Raw genomic sequence first — 24644 nt, 5'->3', positions numbered from 1 at the left:
ATAGAAAGAGCAGCAACCAAAATTCCTACAAGAGGTGTATGCATGAACAAATGGGCGAAGAAATATTTGTCCGCCATACTGGCTACAGCAATGCTGACAGTGGGGGTGCCATGGTCAGGAGCAGAGCGGGCGGAGGCAGCGGGACGCTACGAGGATGTGAATATATACGGAACGACAATCTATAATCAGAGCACCATAGCCTCCAATCCCCAGGTACCCAATGACAACGAGTTTGATGGAGGCTCAGATGCTAGTGAGTATGACGCCTTTATGTGGTTTCAGAGATCGAAGCAGTCGCCTCTTCAAGGTGTATCCTTTTCGATGGATGATAAGGGAGACCTCTATGGTACGGATAAAGTTGATGATGACTTCGACGGGGAGATTAGAGTCTCTCAAATACCCGCGCTAAAGCAGCTTGCATTGAGCGGTCAGGGACAATTCCGTTTTTTTGTACGTAATCTATATGAATCTGATGACGATTTTGTGAGTGCCGAAATTTCGACCAGTGTGTCAGGGTACCACAAATACGGCGAGGGCGATGATGATAGGTTTAACACTGGTTGGCAAACCCTTGATCCGAATGATGTCATTAACATCAACATTGTAGTGGACGGAACCGCGACTATGGTCGGTGTTCACTTATATTTCCGCGATATTACCGCTCCAACCATCAATGACTACGTCTTCGATTCCAATGGCACGCAGCGTGACAATGCCACTATTGAAGAGAATGAGCTGCTGCTGAAATGGGGGGACAAGATGGATTTGACCTACCCGTTCAGTGAACCGCTTAAGGCGTATTCTGGCGAGGCTTCCGATCTGAACCTGCACAATCTGTTCACTAATCCGGCAGGAACAGGGCTGCCTGCAGCAGGCGATAACCAAGGTATGACGCTGCCCGCCTCAACGAACTGGACCCAATATATGAACAAGCTAAGCTATGCCTATGAGGCGGTCAATTACCAGCATACGGGGAATTTACCCATTATGAACGGCGGTGAGCTGAGTGCGCTTCCGTCAGGAATCAACTTGAACGACAAGTCACTGAAGCAGAAGATTATCGATGCCGATTTCCACGATGCTGCGGGTAACCCGCTGATTGTCAGCAATTTCGGTCAGAGGGCCTCTGATTCAGCAGGGGATTCCTTCATTCGCGGCAAGGCGGTTAATCCGTTCGATGCAACGATCGATCCAGGCAACGCGAACGATGGCTTCCGGCTGATCGTTGACGCAGTACCGCCGAAATACAGCTTCGTTGCCAACGGCATTCAGCCTGATATTGTCACAGGAAGCACGCTGAACAAAGGCGATACTCTGGATTTCAAGGTGCAATTGACGGAGGAGACTATCGCGAGGAAGGGGCTGTCGGCTGACGGGTTGTTCCTGTACTTCAACAATGGTATGAAGGCCTATTATGTGAAGGGCGAAAATTCATCGCTATGGACCTTCCGTGCGACCGTAACGGAGGACGATCTGGATGTGGCGCTGCTAAAAGTTATAGCTCTAACCCATTCGTCCAGGGCCGGCGATACGCCTGCTTACGGGGACAAGGGTGTGATTCAGGATTACGCCGGAAATCTGCTCTTGGACCCGGTCAATACCAGTAAGTCGGCGAACCCTGCACCTACAGACCCTTCCAAGCAGGTGCCCAACACCAAGATTGACTGGGCTAAGCTGTCCATCGATAACACGGACCCGAATTTCAGCTATGTCTACGATGTCACGGGTGCAACGGATCGAGTGTGGGCTAAATCAGGCAGAATTACGATTGATGCCCAAGATCCCGGAGTGGTTGCTCCGGCGCTTGATCCAGACGAGGCTGGACAAACCCGCCCAAGCCGCGGCATCTACCGGCCACTGAACATGACCGGCAGTTCAGTAGATTCCTCCGGACTAGGCCTAGTCTATTATTACTGGAGCCAGAGCCCGAACGATCCGCTGGACGGGAAGGAAGCCGACGCGTTCGCGGCGGTCAAGCGCTATTCTCTGACAGGGCAACAGCCCCGGGAAGGCTTATATCCCGGTGAGCTGGGGGAGTTCAATCTGATGGTGGCCAATAACAGCACCAATCTATTATCGCCTCCCGCCCAGGCGACCACTGCAGAGGGTAGCGGCACCTGGTATCTGCATACCTGGGCAGCTGATATGACCTGGGATACAGCCCGGGAGCTGATGCAATATGGGAAAATGAAAACATACAAAACCAGCTATGCCAGCATTTATAACGGTTGGATCAATGAGTATAAGGCCAGTCATAAGGATGCATCCGATGCAGATGCCGAAATCTATGCCGATGGTAAATCTCTCGAAGCAGTAGGCGATTATAGTGATCTGTCACTGTGGACAGAGGCAGACTTCAAGCATGACGATTCCAATTGGATTTACGATAAGACGGCCATGCAGCTAGACAATACGGCACCAGTTCTTGGAGCATCCATCTCCGGCATCAACCATACGGCGGAGGTTAAAGCCATAGTGGAAGCTTCGGATGAGCACAGCGGTATTGACCCGGATTCGCTGCAATTTCAGTGGGTCAAGACCGGGCTGTCACCTAGCGAGCTGGACTGGCGGGCTATGCCTGCTGATCGGATGGTAACAACTTTGAACAATGTAATTGAAGATGGAGAGTATATTCTGTACCTGAGAACCTGCGACCGTGCAGGGAATAAGGCACAATATCAGATGAGTGAGCCAGCCGTGGTCGACTCTACGAATAAGGTCAGTATCGCCTTCGCTCCTGAAGCTTCGGAAGCCTATATCCAGAGCCGTGACATTGAGGTTACCGTCAGTGGAACGAATGTTGAGGAGCTGCAGTACGCTTTCAGCCCTTCTGCAGCCCGTCCAGCGGATAACCTCTATCAGACAATGGAGGTTGCCGACAAGGACGAAAGTGTTACGGAATCTGTCTACAGCAGTGTTGTGACAGCAGTTTACGGCCTGAATGGAGAGCAGTACCTGCATGTTAAGGTCAAGGAGGAAATGACTGGCCGCTATTATGAATACAGTTCGTTGTACCGGTTTGACAATGCTGCTCCGGAAGTGACATTCAGTCTGAACGGTGTAAGCTATCCTCGTTCTGCCTATAAGGTGCTTGTCACGGCAACGGATCAATATGCCGCGTCCGGCATGTTTGTCCAGTACCAGTGGATACCTGAGAATGCCGCTCCGCCGGATGAGTCCTCCTCCGGCTGGAGCCCGCTTCCAGATGACGGTAAGGCCGTCATTGACAGCGGTCAGCTGGCCCCGGGCACATCGGCAGGTTTTGTCCTGTATGTACTTGCCAGGGACGGACTCCGCAATGAGGCTGTTACCCACACCGGAGTCTTCCGTTTGTTCAAGGCGGATACCTCGCCTGTAGAGGTATTGCAATCCGATCTGATTGCCTTTCAGAGCACCGCGGGCGGAGGAGGCAAGGCAACCTTACAGCTGGATCTGAAGAGTGTATCCAAGGACGGATTTGAATATTCCGTCTCCAGTGACAATGGTGCTACCTGGAGTGTGTGGAGGCCGTACACGAACTTTGTGCAGGTTAACGTGACGCAGGCCGATCCAGGGGAGCTGCAGCTGAAGGCGAAATTCCGTTCCCCTTCAGGAGTGGAGAGCAGTCCGGTAGCCATTGATACTAGCCCTTACGATGCGGCGGCTGATCCGCTGCATGCTCTGGCTTCTTACAGTACGTTCAAGCCCACCAAGAGCGGTGGTGTTTCGCTTAGCATCTCCGTAGCTACAGGCGTTAAAGTCACACCTGCAGCGGATAATCCGGCGCTTGCGGAACGGGTAAAGGGCAATCATTTCACCATTACACAGAATGGCCTCTACACCTTTGATCTGGTAGACCTGAGTGACCCGGAGCGCACTGCGGAGCTCTTGGCTGTAGTGAGCAACATCGACTCAACCCCGCCGGAGGGAGTCGTTGAGTACAATATCACCGGTCCAACCAGGGGGAATGTTACCGCCAAGCTTATTGCTTCTGAGCCGGTTCGCATCGTGAACAATGGCGGAAGAGACAACTACATTTTCAAAGATAATGGTTCATTTACTTTCGAAATTGAGGATGAAGCGGGGAACATGGGCTCTGTTGTGGCAAGTGTGTCCAACATTGACAGAACTCCGCCGGAGGTTTCGCTGATCAAGACCTATGCCTATGGGCTGAACAGTTCCAAGTTCTTCAAGACCCTGCTGGATAATCAAGGAAATGTTGTGCTGGCTGCGGGCGTTGTGCTGTCGGCACAGACAAGCTCCCCGGAAAGGGAGAGCTTCCAGGTAGTGCAGGGTAAGAATCCGGCGGTCCTGCTCCAGAACGGTACCTTCCGGATCGTCGTGCAGGACCCGCAGGGAAATACTGCGGCTCTGGAGGACAATATCACCCACATTGCTGCTGCTCTGGATCAGCCTGCGATCACCATGGAATATGTCGACGAGAACGGGCAGCCGCTGGATTCAAGCAAACGGGTTGTCATTGGCGGCAAGACCTATGCCAAAGGTGCGGTGAAAGTGACGCTACGCGGGCATATCGATGAGCCTAACCAGATGTTCATAGGTGCTGTACCAGTGATTCAGGGGAATGGCTATGCCAACAAGATCAGCGGTGTAGACGGCAACTATTCCTATTCAGCCATCTATCATGCCAACGGCAGCACCAGAACGGTGCTGAGCGATCTACTGGGCCGTACCGTTCTTTCCTCCATTCAGGTGGATGGGCTGGATAACACAGCACCGGAGATCACGCTGAAGCGCGCGGTGACCACTGTACTCCAAGGTCAGAAGGATTTTGATCCGCTGCGGGATCTTGGCGGCTACACCGCCCGGGATAACGTATCTGCCGAAGGAAGCCTGAAGGTTACGGTTAGCAAGCTAGATCTGACCCGGTCAGGCAAGCAGACAGTTACTTACACCGTAACGGATCAGGTGGGCAATAAGGCGAGCATCACACAGCAGGTTGTGGTTATGGATGCTAACGGGCTGCTAATTACGGGAAATGGACAAGTGCTGTCCTCCAGCCTGGCGGAAACCGTGTTGTTTGACACTAACCGGATTACCTTCAGTGTGCTCGGCTATGACAAGATGAGCGTGAACGGGAAAAAGCTTGTCAATGAGCAGGCGACATACACTCTTCTGTACCACTCCGGACTGTACCGGGAGGGGCAGATGAAATATATTGCCGAGGAGATTCCGCTTAAAGAGCTGACGGCGAATCAATACCAGGTCGTCTTCCCGAAGACAGGCTGGTATACGATTATCGTCAGAAGCCAGGAGAGAGAACGGGAGATCGTTACCTTCTTTATCGGCGGTTTGGAATCATAAGCAATTAAATTCCAAGAATGAAGGAGTCAAGATTGATGAGAGGATTAAAGCAGGCGATCACAGTACTACTGGTAGTGCTCCTCGCCTTTGGTTCACCTGTCTCGGCGTTAGCAGAAGACATCGGCAAACCAGATACAACGGTTCTGAGCAATGGCCTTGTCAAGATAACGGTCAATAATGATACAGGTCGGTTTGCCATCCGCACAGTAGACGGCCAGCCGGTCCGCAAGAAGGATCAGAATATTAATATGATGTTCAAGGGGGATGACCCGGAGACCTCCTTCACGACCTTCCGGATTGACGGAACGGATTATATCTTCGGCAATCCTTACAAGTTCGCTGCAGATTTCTTTTCTGAGATCAGTCCCCCCCATATTGTGCAGAACACAGATGGAACCAAGCAGATCGAAACGGTATGGACGATTAAGGGCATTCAGATCAAACAAATTATTAAGCTGTATATGAACACATCGGACCTCATGAATGCCGGTAATGTGAATGTAAGCTATGTGGTTGTCAATCACACGGACGCCACAGTAGAGGTCGGTTCCCGGATTTTGCTGGATACAATGGTGGGCAGCAACGACGGACCAGCCTTTCAAGTGGGCAAGGTCTACAAAACGCCTCTGCAGGTAGAGCGGAGACTGGTAGACGCGGATAAGCTTCCTTCAAGCATTGGCGAAGACGAGAAAGCACTCTATACGCTGCCGGCTTATTGGGTCATGAAGGACAAATATGACAGCACCGACCCACTGGCAACCCATGCAGTGGCCTACGGATTTAACAATTTCTCTGAGAACGATATGAATATCGTGGATGAAATGGTAGTGGGTCACTGGAGCAAAATGGCTAACAGCAAATGGGATTATGAGATTAATCCCAATCTGGATTTCACGACGGACACGAACGATTACGGTACGGCAGATTCAGCGGTTGCTTTGTATTGGAACCCTGACGCCATCAAGGCAGGTGCTGAGCACAGCTATGAAACGGTATACGGCCTTGGGGAAATTGTGCAGCCGGACAAGGCATTCTCTATCCGTTATATTGATCCGGTGAACCAGCTTGCGACGCTGGAGGACAGCAGCGGCTACGAGAACGAAGGTATCTTTGATATCACTGCCGAAGTGGAAAATCTCGAAGCCTTCAATACGGAGCAGTCGAGTATCAATGTCAGTCTGCAGCTTGATAATTCACTCAAATTTGTTGAGTTGGATACGAATGGCAAGATCAAGCGGGATGCGAACGGGAAGATCATGACCAGAACCGGCAATTCCCAGAGTGCCATTTTCCGCAAGGAAGCAACACCGGCGGAGGCCGAGCAAGGCATACAGCCAAAGTTCAAGCCTGGAGAGACGGTTACGGCCTCCTTCAAGGTTATTGCCACGGGACGGGCCTGGCCGACAACGCCGGAATACCTGCTGAGTGTCAGCAGTCCGGAGACGGAAGCCAAGGTAGAGAGCATCCAGGATGAAACGGTCAAGGCGCAGTATAAGTCGAGCAAGGCTAATTTTGTCCTGCTCCCGCCTGTCGGCACAGCTACACCAACCTATGTGTATGCGATGTCGCCGCAAGAGGTATATACCTCAGATGTAAAGTATATTACCCTGAGCTTGTCCAACATTGAAGCGTACAATACCGGGAATGAGACGACGGCTCCCAACTTCGATCTCTATCTCAAAGAAATCGCCACTGGCAACCGCTACAAGGTTCCGGTTAAGCAGTCGGTTATTCTCCAGCCTGCAAATGACGGGCTGGCAGGAGATATGCGAATCACTTACCGTACCGGTGAATTAGTGGATAGAGACGGCAACATCCTCAAGGATGATGCAGGTAAGGAACAGAAGGACCTGGGACCTGATCTGCCACTGGGTGAATATCAGGCCGAGATCGACTATAAGGACTCTGCGGATACGGCCGGTCTGTATGATCTGACCACGACTCAGCGGTTTGTGGTGAGTGACAATGAGGAGGCTCGGATTAAAAAGGCGAGTATTCTGGCTGTCGTCAAGCGAACATTTGACCTGACGACTCCGTATGACAACAGCAACAAGAGTGAGCTGGAGGAAGCTTATAAAGAAGCGTTCCCCGGATACACATTCCCTGGACAGGCTGAATATGCAGGGATGAAGACGGCCTTTGCTACTGCCATGAATGCCATGGTCCTAAGCGCTAAAGTGACAGATCCTGAATTCGGCGGGGAGTATCTGGCCCAGGCGGAAGAGACTCCTGCTTACCATTTGGAGGCCTTCGAGAGTGAAGAGGATCTGAAGGCATTCAAGGAGAGTCTTGCAGAAGAGGAGAGCGGTACGGGCAGTGATGAGGAGGAAGCGCCAGGTGATGAGGTGCTGCTGGAAATACGTGGGATGATTAACCAGATCGGCAGAGGGGAAGACGCCGAGTATGTGGTGGATACGAAGAGCGAGCCTGCCATTATCAACAATGCAGTGGCTTACGAAGGCAAGGATATGGTATTTGCAAAAGGCAAGCTCGATGTACTGAGCATTAAACAGGCGATTGACACAGACAGTACACCCTTCTTCGATACTTTGAGCGTTAAAGGTGAAGGTACGCTGAGTGTCGCGGGCAGCGGCTTCGTCTTCTTCAAAGGGGAATGGACGCTTGATTTCTTTAACGGCTTCAGCAAGTCTCTGACCCCATCCGAAGAGGACCAGGATAGCGGAGATGATGAAGGAGAAGCAGATGAGGAAGACGCTCAGAAGAAAGAAGATGAGGGCGGAGGAGCGGAAGACGACTCGCTTAACGGTGCTCTTACCTGGGCAACCGGTACGCTCGGCGAGCGGCTGAATCCGCTGCGGCAGCTGATGATTCCGGATGTATACTTCAACCGGCAAAGCCTGTTCGCGGCTCCGAGCTTCTCCGTTAACGGCTTCGCCATGAAGTTCAATGATTATATCCTGCGCCCTGGAGGCATTTCGTTTAGCGGCGATATTAATTTGAAGCTTCTGGATTCGGAGATCAAGAATGTTATTTTTAACGATAAAGGTTTTGTAGGCATTGATACGAGCCTGAAATTCGATCTGAACGAGGATATCGGACTGATCTCCAAATCGGAAGAGGGAGATGAGGAAGAGGGCGATAAGCCATCCGGGGAGATTACGATCGTCCATTATGTTCAGGAAGCCCAGGGTGTGTCCAATACGTACGGCCTGAAGTTCGATGCGACCGTTAGCAGCGTAGGTGTTGGCGTTGAGCTTGCCTTCAAGCAGGTGGCGGATAAACGGATTCTACCTGATACCATCGGCTTCAAGGCGGAACTGGGCGATCCGGGCGTTCTAATTACAGGCGCAACCTATCTGACCGGCATACGTGGGGCCATCCGTGAGCTGGCGGATACGATTGCCGGAGAAGGCGATGTGCCGCTGACGCTTGAGGCCGGTGCGGATATCACTTTCGGTGTACAGCCGGCCACCTTCTACGGCAGTATAGACATGACGCTTAAGAAGTCAGGAATCAAGCTGGTCGGCAAAATGGACTACAGCGCTTCACCTGAATCAGAGAAGCTGGCTATGCTGACCGAAGCCAAGATCGCAGCCCAGTGGATGACGCCGTGGTTCGTCAGCGCCTCCGCAACGGTAGACGTTCTTGGCTGGGATGTGATTATCGGCAAAGCCTCACTATTCGTGGGGGAGAATCTGATCAAGAACCGGATTGACTTTGAAGGCTTCGTAGGGGCGAAGCTACAGATTCCATCTGATGTGCCCATGGTTGGAGGAATGCCGCTTGCCGGTGTATCACTGGGTGTCAACAATGACAAAATGTGGGGAAGCTTCGCTATACTCTTCATCAGTCTAGGTGTAACTTATTATTTTGACGGCGATATTGAATTCGGCACCTCCGGTGAGAAGCTTCCGGACGGATTACTCTACTTGCAGGTTCAGGACCCGGAAACCGGACCTAAGCTGGTCGTATTCGGCCAGGGAGCAGAGGCCGTAGCTACGTCATGGGTAACGAAGGAAAATATGCAGCATGAGATAGAGTATCATAGTGTCGCTGATGGCGTGAGTCTTCTTGACAACGGAACACTGGATGTGGGTATCGGCGGCATCAAGGTAACCGACGATGGTAAGCTTCACGAAATTCCGATGTCGGCAGTAAGCGGCAACGCCATTCTGGAAGTACAGTATTACGGTAATTCTATGCCGCAGCTTGTACTGAAGGATAATAACAGCCGCGATTATAAGATCGTGTTCGACGAGCGCAAAGCGAATGATCCGAACGCTAATACATTTACACAGGAAATTGCAGGGCAGAACGAAACGGTCCGTAAAGCCTATATTGCCATTCCTGCCAGCCGGGCCGGCAGCGGGACGTGGAAGCTGTACGTGGATCAGACGGTAGACACGCGGTTGTTCAATATCCCCGAGGTGTCCAAGCTGGATGAGGTCAAACTGGATCAGGACAGTGCAGACGCGAATGCCTTCACCGCTTCCTGGAAGGTATCCAGTGCCAAGCCGGACGATACGATCAACCTATATTTGACGAAGGATGCAGTGCTGCCTCCCGTATCCTCGGACGGAGCGATTACAGCGCCAGGAGATGCCGGCGTGCTGATTGCTAAGGATCTGAAGGTAGATCAAGGAGGCGGGACATCCGGCGGCTTCACTTCGGGCAGCACACGGATTGACGCTACTCAAGTCTCGTTACTTGGAGCAACCGAAGATATCAGAGGCCTGATGGCCCAGGGAGATTATTATCTGCGGGCAGAACTTCATTCGTCGACCAGCTTTGGTACGAAGACGAGCGCTGACAAGTTCAGACTGGTCGACCCGCTTGCTCCTGCCGAGTCTACTGACGTAGAAATTAAACCGGCGGGTAACGGATATTTCGAGTTGTCCTTCAAGCCAGCGGCGAAGAAGCCGGGACAGACCGGTTATGAGCATAGCTACAGCATAGAGGTACTTCAGCAGCAGGACGGACGGCTTACAGAGTATGAGAATTTCAGCTCCCTTCTGTTCACTGAGAAGGAGTTACAGCCGTACTGGAATGAGCAGAGCGGTAAATACGAGGGGATCCGGCTTGGCGGCTGGACGCCAACCTCTAAGACTAGCCAGGTGGATCATTCCAGCCTGGAGGGCAAGGCGGTCGCCGATGATTCGCTTAAGTACAAGGGGCTGAAGGCTGGAGAGAAGTATACAGTTGGCGTATCTGCGGCTGTAAAGCCGGACAAGGCTGCAGACAAGAATGAGAATCTGCATTATGCCAAGCGGACGGATACGGTAAACACGCTGCTCCCGGTTCCGGCCAAGCCTGTCTTGTCTATTCAGGGCTCTGGTTCAACCCGGCTGGGAACGGCAACCGCCGCTTATGCAGAGGTGCTAAGCAGCGACAAGAAACAGACCGTTAAATTAAGTTCCAACCAGCAGAATGTGGAGGTAGAGGCGAGCTATGACGGCAAGTCGCTCGGCACAGTAGAGCTTGCAGACGGCAGTGCCGGAGCGCTGGACTTCTCGACCTTTACTACAGATGGCACTTATGCTGTGGAACTACGGACGAGAAACAAGACGACCGGTGATTTCTCGATTACGATGCTGTATTTGACCGTAGACACTATCGATCCGGTTCTGTACATTGATACTCCGCTTCCAGGAACACGAACAGCAGGCGGGAAGATCAGAGTCTCCGGACAGACAAGCAATGATGCTGCGCTGAAGGTGAACGGACAGCCTGTGTCAGTAGGCACAAACGGACGGTTTGACGGTGAGGTAACCATCACTGGAAGCGAACCAACGCTGGATTTATCCTTTGAGGCTGTGGACCGCGCAGGCAACAGTAACAGTGCCTCAGTCGTCCTGACCAATGGCGTATATCAGGTGCCGGTCGGGTTGGTTATTCGGAAAGTGACAAATCTTGGGGTTAAAGATAGCCGGCAGCTGGAAGCCTTCCTGAGAGTGCCTGACGGCAAGGATGCTAACAGCAAGGCACAGTACAAGGAAGTGCCTGTTGAGGGCAGTGATTTGGAGAAGCTGACCTACTCCCTGTATACAGGAGAAGCTGCCGAAGTATCCGGGGACGGCAGGGTCAAGGGACTGGCCGAAGGCTCAGCGATTGTAGCCGCAGACTATAAGCTGTCGGACAGCACTTCGCTTCAAGGAATGACCGTAATCAATGTAGTAACCGAGATCAAGGCTTATACCTCGGCTGTCACCGGGAAAGCAACATCCACGAAAGTCAATGTGTTGGCGGCAGGAGATATGAGCGACGCCAAGCTGGTCTACAAGGTATATCCTGCGGCAGACACTGCTTTGGCTGCTCCACGCTACAAAGATGATGTAAGCAGCTGGACACTTCTTCCTGAGGATGGTGTGATTCCCGTGATCAACGGTGACCGTATAGCTGTTGCCAAGCTCCCGGACGGCGGTAAGCAGGCCCTGGCGGTCTCTGCCTTAATGCCGGCGGTGCTGTGGTCAGATAGTGGCAGCGGAACTGGCGGTGGCGGAAGTGCCGGCGGTGGTGGCGGCGCAGGCGGTGGAAGTGCGGCCAGCGGCGGTATCGAAAGCGGCAGTAATTCCGGCGTTCTCGTAGGAGGCACTTCAGTTCAGGCCGAAAAACGGGATAACCGTCTGTTTGCCAGAATCACAGACAATAGTGACAGCTCATCGAAGACGCTGCTGATTGAAGGCAAAGATGAAGCGGTCAGCGGATATGAATTCGCTATGGATCGCCAAATGCTGGCACAGGCGGCGAAGCGCGGGCAATGGATACGGATGGTTCTGCCTTTTGCAGAGTTGTCCTTCCCTTCCGGTGCGGCGTTAACAACCGGCGAAGATCTGAAGATTGCCATCGACAAGAACAGCAGCAGCCAGAAGACCGAGTTGGCGAAAATCGCCAAGACATTGAACGCTAAGCTGCTGGGCGACGGTGAGGGTGTCACCCTTGACATTCAGGAGACAGGTATTTACAAGAACCGTTCGGTTGCAGCGAAGGTAGCTTTGCCAGAGACGATAGCGGCAAAAGACATTACAGCAGTAGTGCTGCGTGACAGCAAGGGCAGCTGGACTACGGTGCCTTGGTCCCTGGATATTATCAGCAACAAGGTATTTGTTACTCTGACCTTAACCGGGAACGGAAGTATTGGCTTTATCAGCAAGCATCCTGCCTTCACTGACGTGAGCGACTCCCACTGGGCTAAGGAGGCCGTTCAGGATGCGGCCGCAAAGCTGTTCATGCAGGGCCGCTCTGTGGACCGGTTTGAGCCAAACAGCAGAATTACCCGTGCAGAGTATCCTGCAGTATTACTTCGGGTGCTTGGGCTAATGAACCAGCAGGAGCAGGTTGCTTTTGCTGATGTGAAGGCGGATAGCTGGTATAGCCGGGCTTTATCCATTGCCGTCAAGAACGGGCTGGTTACCGGCTTCGCGGATGGGACGTTCCACCCGAATGAGGAGATTTCCCGTCTGTCGGCCATGGTCATAGCCGGCCGGGCCGTGAAGCTGCTTGGGCTGAACGAGCAGATCACGAAGGCGGAGGCTGATGCTATTCTGGCGAAGTTCAAGGATGCGGATGCTATTCCGGATTGGGCAAGAGCTGCAGTTGCCCTATGTGTCAAGCAGAACCTGATCTCAGGACAGGACAGTTTCCTTCTTCCAGGCGGCGAGCTTACCCGTGCCCAGGCCGCGGCTATTGCAATCAGACTGAGTGATCTGGTGCCCGTAGGCAATCCGTAAGGAGTGCGGGAGAGGCAATACTATTCAGAGAGCAGGAAGGTGACCTATGTTATTCTCAAAAAAATGGATCAAGCTGTTATGCTGTGCGCTGCTGCTGATTCCCCTGCTGCCTGCCGGGAAACCGGCGGAGGCCAGCGGCGGAAGCTGGAGCGACCATGCAGATACAAGTTGGTATGAAACCAATTATTCTACGTATATCATCGATTCCGCGGCCAAGCTGGCGGGAGTTGCCAAGCTGGTCAATGACGGAACTACCGATTTCAAAGGCAAAACACTGCAAATTGCAGTCTCCAGTCCCCTGTCACTTGCTGACTACGAGTGGATGCCAATTGGCACCGGAGAGCATCCATTCAGAGGAATTCTTATCGGTCAGGCCGGGCATAGCCCGGAGCTGACGGGTCTGAGAGTTACGGACAGTGTGTATGGAGGGCTGGTTGGCCGTATGAGCGGAGCCACAGTCGGCCGGTTTACGCTGTCGGGCAGCATTCAGACTACGGTCTCCGGCGATGTAGCTGTAGGTGGAGTCGCTGGTTATATGGATGAAGACAGCATGATCCTGGACGTGACCAGCGAAGTTTCTATTCAGGTCGCAGGAACAGTCACCGGGAATGTGTATGCCGGTGGAATCGTCGGCAGCGGCTCGGGGATGCTGTCTAATGTAGCCAATCACGGCAGTATCGCGCTCAGCGGTGCGCATTGGGGCATGGCTGGAGGCGTTGCGGCTGTAACCAACGGCAGTCTGACGCTGAAGAAGAGCGAGAACACCGGTCCGATAAGCGTCACCGGAAGTGTATACCAAGCTGATGCAGGCGGGATCGTCGGCTTGGCGTCCGCGCCGCTGCTCATGGCTGACGAAGAGACCTTCATGCGCAACAGCGGACGGATTATGCTAACAGATATAGGGAGCGGTTCAGCCGGCGGGATTATGGGCCGGGTGGGGGCGGATGCCTTCGTCACCTTCTCCACACAGACCTCGAACTCTGGAGAGATTCTCGTGAATTCCAGAGCCGCGACTGCGGGTGTAGCAGCTGGCGGTTTGGTTGGTGCATACGAGAATTCCGGGGGCCTGAACGTATCTATCCCCTTTGTGCAGACTGCACCTGCCATAACCAATAAGGCAGGCCAGCGGACATACACCGGCAGTATTGTCGGCAGTGTGGCTGGCGATTTCACCTGGGGGAACAGCATACTTAACAATACGCCTGTAACTTCCGTCGGCTCGTCGGAGGTATACACCGGAGCCATAGCCGGCAAGGTGGAAGGGAGCACTGCATTCCAGGCAGGCGCCAGGAATCAGGCGGCGATTCAGGTCGAAGCTTCAGGCAACGGGGTGTATACAGGAGGATTGGTAGGCTTCGCAGGCCATCGCCTTCTGTTCCACAGCAATACAGCTGAAGCATATGGCAATACCGGACATATAACTGTAACGGGCACGGCCTCCGATGTGCACACCGGAGGGATTATTGGTAACCGTAACTATCATAAGGCGGCGGGCAATGTCTACAGCGAAGGAGATATTGAGGTTACAGCAGCCAGCAGAATGTATACCGGCGGTTTTGTCGGAAAAGCGTTGGATGGTGACTCGGGAATAGCTGGTGAATCCTATGGCGGTAACATTACTGTGGATTCCATAGTCCCCGGCGCCGACAGTCAGGTGTATACCGGCGGCATTGTAGGATACTACGGGCTGGGTGGTGTAATCGAAAGTACTGTATTCACCGGCGGGATTAAGGCGGCCGGAGGCGCGGGTGTATATACCGGCGGTGTGGCCGGGTATATGACGGGCGGTGGTGTGATCGCTGGTGCGGCAGTGGGCGGCACGGCGAAGGCTCCGGCTCTGATCCAGTCGAGCGGCAATGCCGGCGGCGTGGCCGGATATGCGGACAGCAGCATTCAGTCCGCAGCAGTTAAGTATACAGAGGTCAGCATCTCAGGAGCTGGAGGGTCAGCGGGCGGTATCGCGGGCACGGCTCTCGGACGGATCACGGATGCGCACATAGGCGATGCCAATTCGCAAGATACTGACAGTCTGCGTATCATCACGGCAGCAGCCGATTCTGCGGCGGGTGGAATCGTTGGCGATGGCCGGGGTACTTTAGTGATGGGTACAGCAGCAGTCAACAGAATCAGCCTGTCCGCAGATTCGCATGCCCTCCGCTCCAGACTAGGCGGACTGGCGGGTAAGATTTCTTCACAAGCCACGGCAAGTGTGCATGGAGTACCCATTGTCGTCCGGAATATAAAGATTGCTTCAGCTGCTGCAAGCAATGTAATCGGAGGTGTAATGGGCGAGGGCGGCATGGAGCTTGATTCCGATGCCTTGCAGGCGGTATCCGGGATTTCAATCCATGCTCAGGGGGATCATTCGGACCTGGGCGGGATTGTCGGCAGCAACAGCGGCCGGCTGGCAGGAATAACTGCGATGGACCTAACTATCACGGCCAGCGGCAATTCCAGCCGGATAGGCGGCGTGGCTGGATTTACATCGGCTGCCATCATTAACCCTGTTGTTGCTCCGGGGATCGGCCAATTGCGGCTGTCCGCAGAAGGCACAGACACCGCTGTGGGCGGAGTTGCCGGAGCAACCGGCGCGGGGGCCAATGTGAGCGGGAATGGAACAGACAGTAATGTATCGGGTCTGAGCGTTACCACTGCGAAATCTGCCAGCGGTTCACGGATAGGCGGAATTGTGGGCGATGGTAATGCTTCCCCGGTTCGTCGGGTGGTTGTGGAGAGTCCGGTGCTGAATGCACGGGGTGATGGCAGCAGGATCGGTGGTCTGGTCGGCCAGATTACCGGCGGTGAAATTGAACAATCCGTTGTCAGGGGGGTTCTCCCGGACTATGCCGTGCTGAATGTGTCCGGCAGCGGGGTTCAGGCCGGGGGCTTGGCCGGACGGGCTGAGAATTCTGTTCTCACCGGCGGCGGCGCGGCGGCTCCAGCGGCTGAGAATCTTCTTCTGACCGGGACGGAAACGGCAACCGGGCTGTATGCAGGCGGCATTGTTGGATACAACATCGCGAGTTCGATTGGGCAGGTGTCGGGTTCTACTGTCAAGCTTACTTTAAAAGGAGCCGGAACAACCACAGGCGGAGTTGCCGGCTATAATCGTGGCGTTGCCGGTTATAATGACCCGGGAGCTTCCAGAGTGCTCAAGGATAACCTGATGAGTGCTCTGTCGATGGTGCTGTCGTCTTCAGCCTCTTCCTCAATTACGGGTGGCTTGGTCGGCTTGAATGATGTCAGAAGCGATGAAGATCCTGCAGTGGCTGCTGCTTCTTCAATCAGCTCCATTCAAAGCAGCAAGCTGAGCGGGAGCATCACGGTACATGGAGCTTCTTCAGTGACGGGGGGGCTCGTCGGCGAGAACCGGGGCTTCATAGCCAAGAACAGCTTGGGTAGTCAGCTTCCCGTTCTATCTGACGGCGGCAACGGTCTGATTGGTGGTCTGGCCGGCAGAAATACCGGAACGATCTATTACATGTCTTCCAATGCGGTTCTTTCTTCCGGCGGCATATCTAGTGTTACCGGAGGACTGATCGGAGAGAACACTGGCCGGGTCGTCTCCTCCTATTTCGAAACTGATCTGAATAGCGTTCTTGCCGGTACAGCGGGCAGCTACGCCCTTCTGGGCGGTCTGATCGGCAGAAACAGCGGAAGCGTGGAGAAGAGCTTTACCATGTCTAAAGTAACGGGCAACGGGGCCTATATATATGTAGGCGGTCTGATCGGCGAACATTCGGGTTCCATCGTCGATTCATACGCGGGCAAGGATGTGTCGGCCAGCGGAAAGGGCTCGTACAGCGGTGGTCTGATCGGACGGATAACAACAGGAACGGTAGCAAGCAGCTACTCTGCCGGACGAATCACCGGAGACAAAGGCGCGTATCCCGGGGGCTTTGCAGGCTACTACGCCAGCACCAACAAGAAGCTCATTCAGGATACCTACTATGTTAAGGATGAGAGCTTGTCGATCAACAGGGGAGTCTTAGATTTTGGCGGCGGTACCTTCAATGAATTGAACAATTATGCCCGTCTAAGTCCGATTCTTTCTTCGGCGCTTGCTAACCGTACAGCATTTCCTGCTCTATCCGGCTGGACATTCGGCAGTTCACCGTGGCGGTATAGCTTAACTGGTGCAAATTACAAGTACCCGGAGCTGAGCCTGAGCGCTGACGCAGACGATGAAGGAAATGATTCTACCAGCATGAATTTGAACTGGTATACTCAGAATCCTGATGCACTGCGGTTTACCATCAAGACGGGAGATGAGCTGGCGGGACTGGCGGCGATTGTAAACGGTAAGGCAGCAGCAGTCGAAACGTTCAATTTCATCGGCAGAACGATAAACGTGGTGGGACCTGTTAGCATTAGAGCCTCGCGGTGGACGCCTATCGGGGCGGATGTCAACCATGCTTTTGAAGGAACGTTTAACGGCAATCATAACTTAATTAGTGATTTCAAGGTTACCAAAGGAGATTATGCTGGATTATTCGGCGTCATCGGCAGCGAAGCTGTTGTCCGGCAAGTCTCAGTAGCCCCCCTTTCAATAACCGGCAGCAGCTATGCTGGAGCTTTGGCGGGACTCAATCTCGGTAAAGTCGAACAGGCGGAGGGAAGCCTGTTAGGCGGCGCGGAGATTAACGGTGGGACGGCAGCCGGAGGTCTTATTGGAGGCAATGAAGGTCAGGTCTCCGGTTTGTCGATGACGGTCAGTGGAGGAAGCAAGGTGTCCAGTGCCGAGAGCGGCGCATATGTTGGCGGACTGATCGGCGATAACCTCTCCAGCTTGGACGACAGCAGCCTGAAATTGGCGGCAGGAAACATTGAAGCAACAGGCGACAATGCGGCTGTGGGCGGTCTGGCAGGGCGAATGAATGGTAACCTGGCCACACTATCCCTTCTCGTACAGGATGGCGGGGGAATCATGGCGATAGGCGAGGACAGCGCTGCCGGTGGTCTGGCTGGTGTGGCAGAATCGGGGACAGCAGATGGCCTCAGCATCAACCTGGCGGGTGGAAAAGTGCAGGCCCTTGCTGAGGGTTCCGTTGCCGGAGGAGTATTTGGCCGCTCGGCAACAGGACATGTGATCCGTAATGCCAAAGTGCAAGGTGACCAGGCTCCAGGTGCAGTCATCGCGGCAAGTGCGGCAGCCGGCGGTATCGCCGGTGTTAAAGCCGGACTTGGCAACAATACGTTTGAAATAGAGACGGTAGAAGTTCAGGATGTGACGATAACCTCTCCGAGTGAAGGCGGAATTGTGGGCGGTATTGCCGGCAAGCTGACCGATGCCGCGCTGAAGGGGGCGGTGTTCAGCGGAACCCTCCTGGCAACAGGCAACGGGGCTATAGCTGGCGGTATTACCGGTCAGGCGAAGGACTCTATTCTGTACAAGATGGAATCATCACCTCAGATTAAGGCCAGTGCGTCGTCTGGTGTACTTGTAGCCGGGGGTGTTGCCGGAACAATGGAATCATCGAAGAGAGACACTCCTTTGGATTTCGGACTACTGGTGCCGCTGTATCCGGGTATATATGAAGCGAAGCTTACTTCAGGTACAATTGCCATTGACGCGGCAGGTCAGAAGGCAGAGCTGTATGCCGGCGGCATTGCCGGTAAGCTGGACTCTGTCTCTCTGTATAATTCTTCCTCCTCAGTTTCTCTTGAACTGAGTGGAGCGAAGACTGTAGCGGCTGGCGGTGCAGTCGGCTATGTCAAGGACAGCCGGCTAGCCGGAATTGACACCGGAAGCCGTATGCAGGCAGAAGATAGCACAAACTATAATGTAGGGGGCCTGGTGGGACAGTCGTCCGGTGGCAGCATTTCCTATGCTCATGCAGAAGCGCCAGATCACAGGGCGATTGTTATTGGGGAGAGCGTCGCAGCCGGAAGAACGGAAGCGGCTGCTCATATCGGCGGATTCATTGGACTGGCGGACGGTACGGATATTTACGCTTCTTCGGCTACTCCGGATATTCAGATGGACAGTGCTAATCCGTATATCACCATCTACGCCGGCGGCTTTGCCGGTCTCTTGGGAGAGAGTAGAAGCGGCAGGGTTTCATTGGCAAAAGCATCAGGCCGGGTTACAGTGAGCGGGGCGGCTGGGGTCTACACTGGCGGCTTCGCCGGCACGGTCAATCAGTATCGTATTGAACGGGCCTACGCCTCGGGAAATGTGTCTAACACGGCCTTTGATGCCAGAGGCGGCGGTTTTGCCGGAGTTATTTATCCTGGGAGCGAAATCGAAGATGCTTATGCTGCCCAGGAACAGGTCAATGTTGCCGGAAGCAATGGGGCAACCCGATCCTACGCTGGCGGCTTTGCCGGATACAATGATGGCAGCCTGGCGCGGGTGTATGAACGGGTGTCCGTGGTTTCAGCTATTGCTGGCGGTTCCAACTCCTACATGGGAGCTTTTATCGGCTATAATTTCCGGAACGGTCTCATAGAGAATTCTTATTATGAAGGAAAACTGTCCCCTATCGGACACGATGCAAGCAACGACGGGCAGAACAATCATCTGAAAGAGTTGCCGCTTGCCGGATATCGTCAGCTGGAGGGCTGGGATTTCTCGGGCAGTCAGCCGGTATGGGGCTTTGCCTATGGAGTGCAGCAGAGTGCTCCGGAGCTCATGGATATGTCGGACTGGCGGTTCTCGCCTGATCTGCATATGCTTACCCGTGCCGGCAAGAATCAGACTGCATTTTCGGCAGGGACTGCCGAGGAGCTGGCGGGACTAGCGCTTCTATACGATGAAGGAGAGTCTGTGTATGCACTGTTTGATCCTGGAGCAGAAGCATTAACGGAGATTGATCGCATCACCCTGACTGCAGATATTTCGCTGGCTGGTAAGCCGTGGCTGCCTGTGGCAAGCTTCAAGGGTGTACTGGATGGCCAAGAGCATGTTATCTCAGGCTTGAATTATCATGCTGAAGTCTTGAAACACGCTGGTCTAATCGCTGAGAATTACGGCAGTATCATGAATTTGAAGCTACAGGATGTCATATTATCCGGAGCGATTAGTGCAGGCGCAGCTGCTGGTGTGAACCATCCGCAGGGAATGATTAAGAATGTGGCCGTAAGCGGCGGCAGCGTATCGGGTAAGGTGGCCGGAGGTATAGCCGGTGTTAATGAGGGACTGCTAACCGGCATTATTGTAGAGAACCTGAAGGCTGCGGGCACATCTAATGCCGGCGGAGCCGCAGGCAGCAATAATGGGCAGATCAAAGATGCTGCTGTAAAAGGTCTGACGGACATCACTTCCTCTTCTATAGCGGGAGGCATCACAGGACGTAACGAGGGAAGTGTTGAGTCCTCCTATACAAAAGCTGTTGTCAATGCTTCCGATCCTGACGGAACTAGCATCGCTGGTGGGGTTGCCGGGCAGAATGAAGCTGAGGGCTCTATTAAAGTAAGCTTCTCTTACTCCGATGTTACCGTGAATGCAAAGCATGCAAGCTCGGGAGGCGTCACCGGAGATAGCTCAGGTATCATTGCTGATAGCTATAACACAGGAACCGTAGAAGCTGCCGGAAAAGAAACTGCCCGGGCGGGCGGCATCGCCGGGTATGCAGAGGCAGGCACGATTAACGGATCTGTCAATGGCGGACAGATTGCGGCCAATGTCAACGGCAAGCTGGTTAAGGGCAAAACCTTCGCCGGTGGTATCGCCGGCCAGACCGGAGCCGCAATGACTCTGCTCCACAATTTCTTTGATGCACAAATGCTTCAGATTCCGGCTGCCTATTACACTCCGGAGGGAAGCAAGATCATAGGAGTGAAGGGGCAAGCGGAGGGAATAGGCACCTCACTGCTGACAGGGGGGACGCTGCCAACGGGGTTGGGCACTTCTGTATGGAGAGCAGTTCAGGGGTTCTATCCGCAACTTGCGTATTTCTCCGGTTCTCTGGACAGCGATCTGTCCACCGTTGCAGTTGTATTGAAGGATGGGGATACGGCGTTTAAAGTGAGCGGAAGCTACACCACTACTTCTGATGCTGCCATTCGCTGGACGGCCCAGGGCGAAGCAGGCCCGATTCAATTGACTGCAACGAAGGATGGCCAGAGTCGTTATATTGTTATTAACAGAATACCGCTGGCTTACACTGAAACAGCGGCTGCACCGACAAGCTCTACGGCGCTTGAGTTTAAGGATAAGACAGAGGTGGTGCTGATCAGCACTGAAGCAGACGGCCAGATCCATTACACAATGGATGGTTCGGCGCCTTCTGAGGTGTCGCCGTTGTACAAGGCACCTGTCCGGCTCAGCGACTCCGCTGTAATCAAGGCGATAACGGTGGTAGAGGGCAAGAATGACAGTAGGCTGCTTATTGCGGAGTTCACAAAAACAAAAGCACCGGATTCCGGCAACAGTGGCAACAGTGGCAACAGTGGCAACAGTGGTGGCGGTGGCAGTGGAGGAAATCCGGGTAGTGGAGTTAATACAGCGCCGAGTGAGGCTCCTCCTTTCGACATCCTGGTGAACGGGATAGCCAAATCTGTCGCTCAAGCCAATGACGCAACTGAGAACGGCAGAGTAACCACTACCATTGTGGTTGATGAGGCCGCTCTTACAAAGCTGCTTCTGGATACAGAAGGTTCAGCAGAAATTACATTCTTCTTCAAAAAGAATGCTGATGTGAACAAAGTGGAGCTGACTGGCAAGCTGGTTAAGCTGATGGCCAAGCATCAATCGGTGATCCGGGTAGATAACGGAATGGTGGTCTACAGTGTTCCGGCTGTGCTACTGGATGAATCGGCAGCGGAGCAAGCGGTCTTGAATCTTGAGATTGCCTCAACGGATGAACAGGAGACGAAGCTTGTAGAGCAAGTAAGTGAAGCCGGTCTGTATTCCTTCCTTGTGAAGCCAATGGTATTCCGCGCCGTTTATACCTATGGAGATCAGAAGAAGGAGATTAATCGTTTGAACGCTTACGTGGAACGGACGATTACTTTACCTCAGACAGTGGATAGCTCAAAAGCAATCGGGGTGAGCGTTGCGGCTGATGGAAGTGTCAACCCGCTGCCAACCCGAATCACTGGTGATGCCGGAACTATGGCGGCAGTGATCAAGAGCTTGTCTGGAAGCGGCATGGTTGGCGTAGTCACGGCCCGGACAGAAACCCCTTTCCGCGATGTGGAGTCGCATTGGGCACGGGCAGCCATTGCAGATCTGACCCGCCGGTGGATTGTGAGCGGTGTAGGTGAAGCGAGCTTTGAACCGAATCGCAGCATCACCAGAGCTGAATTCTCTGCTATGATTGTGAAGGCACTGGGTCTTGGCGGAAATAGTGCAGAAGACGCCAAGCACTTCAGTGATGTGAGTGCTGGAGCCTGGTACGCATCTTATGTTGAAACTGCATCTGAGTACGCCTTGGTATCCGGTTACCCGGACGGCAGCTTTGGTGCACAGGAGCCCATTACCCGCCAGCAAATGATGGTGATTCTATTCAGAGCCATGAAGCTCACAGGTATGCAAACCGAGATTACGGATGCTAGTGATGAACAGCTGCTGAAGAATTTTACCGATGCTGGAAGTATTGCCGAGTTCGCCAAGAACAGCTTTGCGGCAGCTCTCAATGCAGGAATCGTATCTGGAAGAAGCGCTACGCAGCTGGCTCCAGCTGATCGGACAACCAGAGCCGAGGCAGTGACTATTATTGAGAAGCTGATGAGGCTCTCAGGGCTGATGTGAAGAAATTAATTACAATTACAAACAGAGATTTTTACTGAATCAGAGAGCGAGTCTCCGTGAATGGAGGCTCGCTCTCTGTTACATATAGTGATTAATAATGTAAGAAAATCGGACAAAAAAGGAGCATACGCTGCAGCCAGAGGCTACAGCATATGCTCCTTTTTTGCGGTTTACAAGCCACTTACAGGGACAGATACATCATACGGCTCAGCCTCAGCCCTTAACCGCCCCTGCGACAACGCCCTTCACAATGTATTTCTGCAGGAAGATGAATACTACGATCGATGGCAGCACCGCCATTACCATAGCGGTCATGGCATACTGCCAGTCTGAGGTATACTGGCCCACGAAGGTGTAAGCGGCCAGCGTTAACGTCTTCGTCTCCGGCGAACCATTGACCATCAGCAGCGGGAGCAGGAAGTCATTCCAGATCCACATGACATCGATGATGACAATGGTCGTGGTGACCGATTTCAGCAGCGGGAAGATCACGCTGAAGAACAGGCGGAAGCCGGAAGCGCCGTCAATCGTCGCACTCTCGTCAATCTCTGTCGGGATACCCTTCACGAAGCCGTGATAGATGAACACCGCCAGCGGAGCGCCGAAGCCCCAATACAGGAGACCCAGTCCCCACGTGCTCTCCGACAGATTGAGGTTCTTGGCGGTCTGGAGGACCGTCAGCATGATCGACTGGAACGGAATCAGCATCGGCATAATGCACAGGAAATACAGGACACCGCTCCATCTGGTTTTGGTCCGGGCCAGCTTATAGGCGGCGATGGAGGAGATGAATACGATACCGAGCAGGCCGACACCTGTAATGATGAAGTTGTTCAGGAACAGCCGCGGATAGTTGATGAACTCCCAGACATAGGCGTAGTTGCTGAAGGTCAGCTTCTGCGGCAGGGCGATGACATCAGTCATGACCTCGCCGAAGCTTTTGAGCGAGTTGATAATCGTCAGGAATAGCGGGTACAGGAACAGCAGAGACAAGAGGACCAGAATAACCTCCAGGATGATCTTGCCTGCCTTGTTGTGGTTGGTTGTCATTAGGCCTCTACCTCTCTCCGTTTGAAGACGGTCAGCTGGATGATCGTTACGGCAAGCACGGCAAGGAACAGAATGAGCGCTTTGGCTGTACCGTAGCCGTACAGGTTGTTCTGGAACGTATCCCGGTAGATATCATAAGCGATACTATACGTAGTTCCGCCGGGCCCCCCACCGGTCAGTGACAGGATGACATCGAATACCTTGATCGAATTGGTGAGCGCCATGAACACAGAGATCGTGATCGATGGGGCAAGCAGCGGCAGCGTAATGCTGAAGAATTTTCTCAGCGGTCCGGCACCGTCTACTGTAGCAGCTTCCTTGAGATCTTCAGGCACAGACTGCAGACCGGCAATGTAGATGACCAGATAGAACCCGATCGACTGCCAGATGGATACGCCCAGGATGGAGATGAAGGCGAGTCCCGGTGTCCCTAGCCAGCTTAGATCGAAGATTGCCCAGCCGGTGCTCTCGCCCAGCGAGTTGAAGCCCTGCATGAAGATGAACTTCCAGATGAAGCCGACAATGACCAGACTGAGGATATAAGGGATGAAGAAGGCTGCTCTCAGCCAGGAGGTGCTTCTCAGCTTCATGTCCAGCAGCACCGCCAGCAGAATCGCCAGCACATTGACTATGATAATATAGAGCACCGCGTATTTAATCGTGAACCAGGCGGCATCCGAGAAGTTGGTATCGCCGGAGAAGATCTGTTTGAAATTATCCAGCCCGACGAACTTGGGGTGCTTGGAAATCCCGTTCCACTTGGTCATTGAATAGCGGATGGTCATGGCGAAGGGAATATAGAAGGCTACAGCGATACAGATCAGAACCGGGAGAGTAAAGATTCCGAATTCGAATTTCTCGCGCCATCTTTTGCCGGGTGTTTTTAACATGGATGCACCTCTTCT

5 protein-coding genes are annotated in these 24644 nt (G+C 53.5%); 3 read left to right on the top strand and 2 right to left on the bottom strand.

Annotation, left to right across the window (positions count from 1 at the left end; genetic code table 11):
• Positions 1–42: 42 nt before the first annotated feature.
• The 3 genes from MKX42_RS24180 to MKX42_RS24170 are packed head-to-tail and all read left to right on the top strand — an operon-like array spanning position 43 to position 22689.
• Positions 43–5304 carry a hypothetical protein gene (locus MKX42_RS24180; RefSeq protein WP_340755208.1) on the top strand — a complete coding sequence of 1754 codons (5262 nt, stop codon included), beginning with the start codon at positions 43–45 and terminating at the stop codon, positions 5302–5304.
• A gap of 35 nt (positions 5305–5339) precedes the next feature.
• Positions 5340–12992 (top strand): S-layer homology domain-containing protein, encoded by a 7653-nt coding sequence (locus tag MKX42_RS24175; RefSeq protein ID WP_340755205.1) that lies wholly within the window; start codon positions 5340–5342, stop codon positions 12990–12992.
• Between the two features lie 46 nt (positions 12993–13038).
• The gene (locus MKX42_RS24170) at positions 13039–22689 is read left to right on the top strand and encodes an S-layer homology domain-containing protein (RefSeq protein ID WP_340755203.1); all 9651 of its coding nucleotides are present in this window, start codon (positions 13039–13041) and stop codon (positions 22687–22689) included.
• Between the two features lie 213 nt (positions 22690–22902).
• Here MKX42_RS24170 and MKX42_RS24165 read toward each other — a convergent pair whose 3' ends face one another.
• Together MKX42_RS24165 and MKX42_RS24160 are read right to left on the bottom strand one after the other, a co-directional pair.
• A complete protein-coding gene (locus tag MKX42_RS24165) occupies positions 22903–23739 on the bottom strand; it encodes a carbohydrate ABC transporter permease (RefSeq protein ID WP_209993458.1) in 837 nt (278 codons plus the stop codon).
• Positions 23739–24629, bottom strand: a complete 891-nt coding sequence (locus MKX42_RS24160; protein WP_340755201.1) for a carbohydrate ABC transporter permease — start codon at positions 24627–24629, stop codon at positions 23739–23741. Before MKX42_RS24160 ends, MKX42_RS24165 begins: the two co-directional genes overlap by 1 nt.
• Between the last annotated feature and the right edge of the window lie 15 nt (positions 24630–24644).

The organism is Paenibacillus sp. FSL R7-0204 (genome assembly GCF_038002225.1).
In the GTDB taxonomy this organism is placed as follows: Bacteria; Bacillota; Bacilli; order Paenibacillales; family Paenibacillaceae; genus Paenibacillus_AQ.
The sequence above is the reverse complement of the archived record's forward strand: the minus strand, read 5'-3'. Positions and strand labels throughout refer to the sequence as shown.

Coding starts and splice junctions, on each gene's coding strand:
- MKX42_RS24180 (WP_340755208.1), top strand. CDS start 43: ATGAACAAATGGGCGAAGAAATATTTGTCCGCCATACTGGCTACAGCA.
- MKX42_RS24170 (WP_340755203.1), top strand. CDS start 13,039: ATGTTATTCTCAAAAAAATGGATCAAGCTGTTATGCTGTGCGCTGCTG.
- MKX42_RS24160 (WP_340755201.1), bottom strand. CDS start 24,629: ATGTTAAAAACACCCGGCAAAAGATGGCGCGAGAAATTCGAATTCGGA.
- MKX42_RS24165 (WP_209993458.1), bottom strand. CDS start 23,739: ATGACAACCAACCACAACAAGGCAGGCAAGATCATCCTGGAGGTTATT.
- MKX42_RS24175 (WP_340755205.1), top strand. CDS start 5,340: ATGAGAGGATTAAAGCAGGCGATCACAGTACTACTGGTAGTGCTCCTC.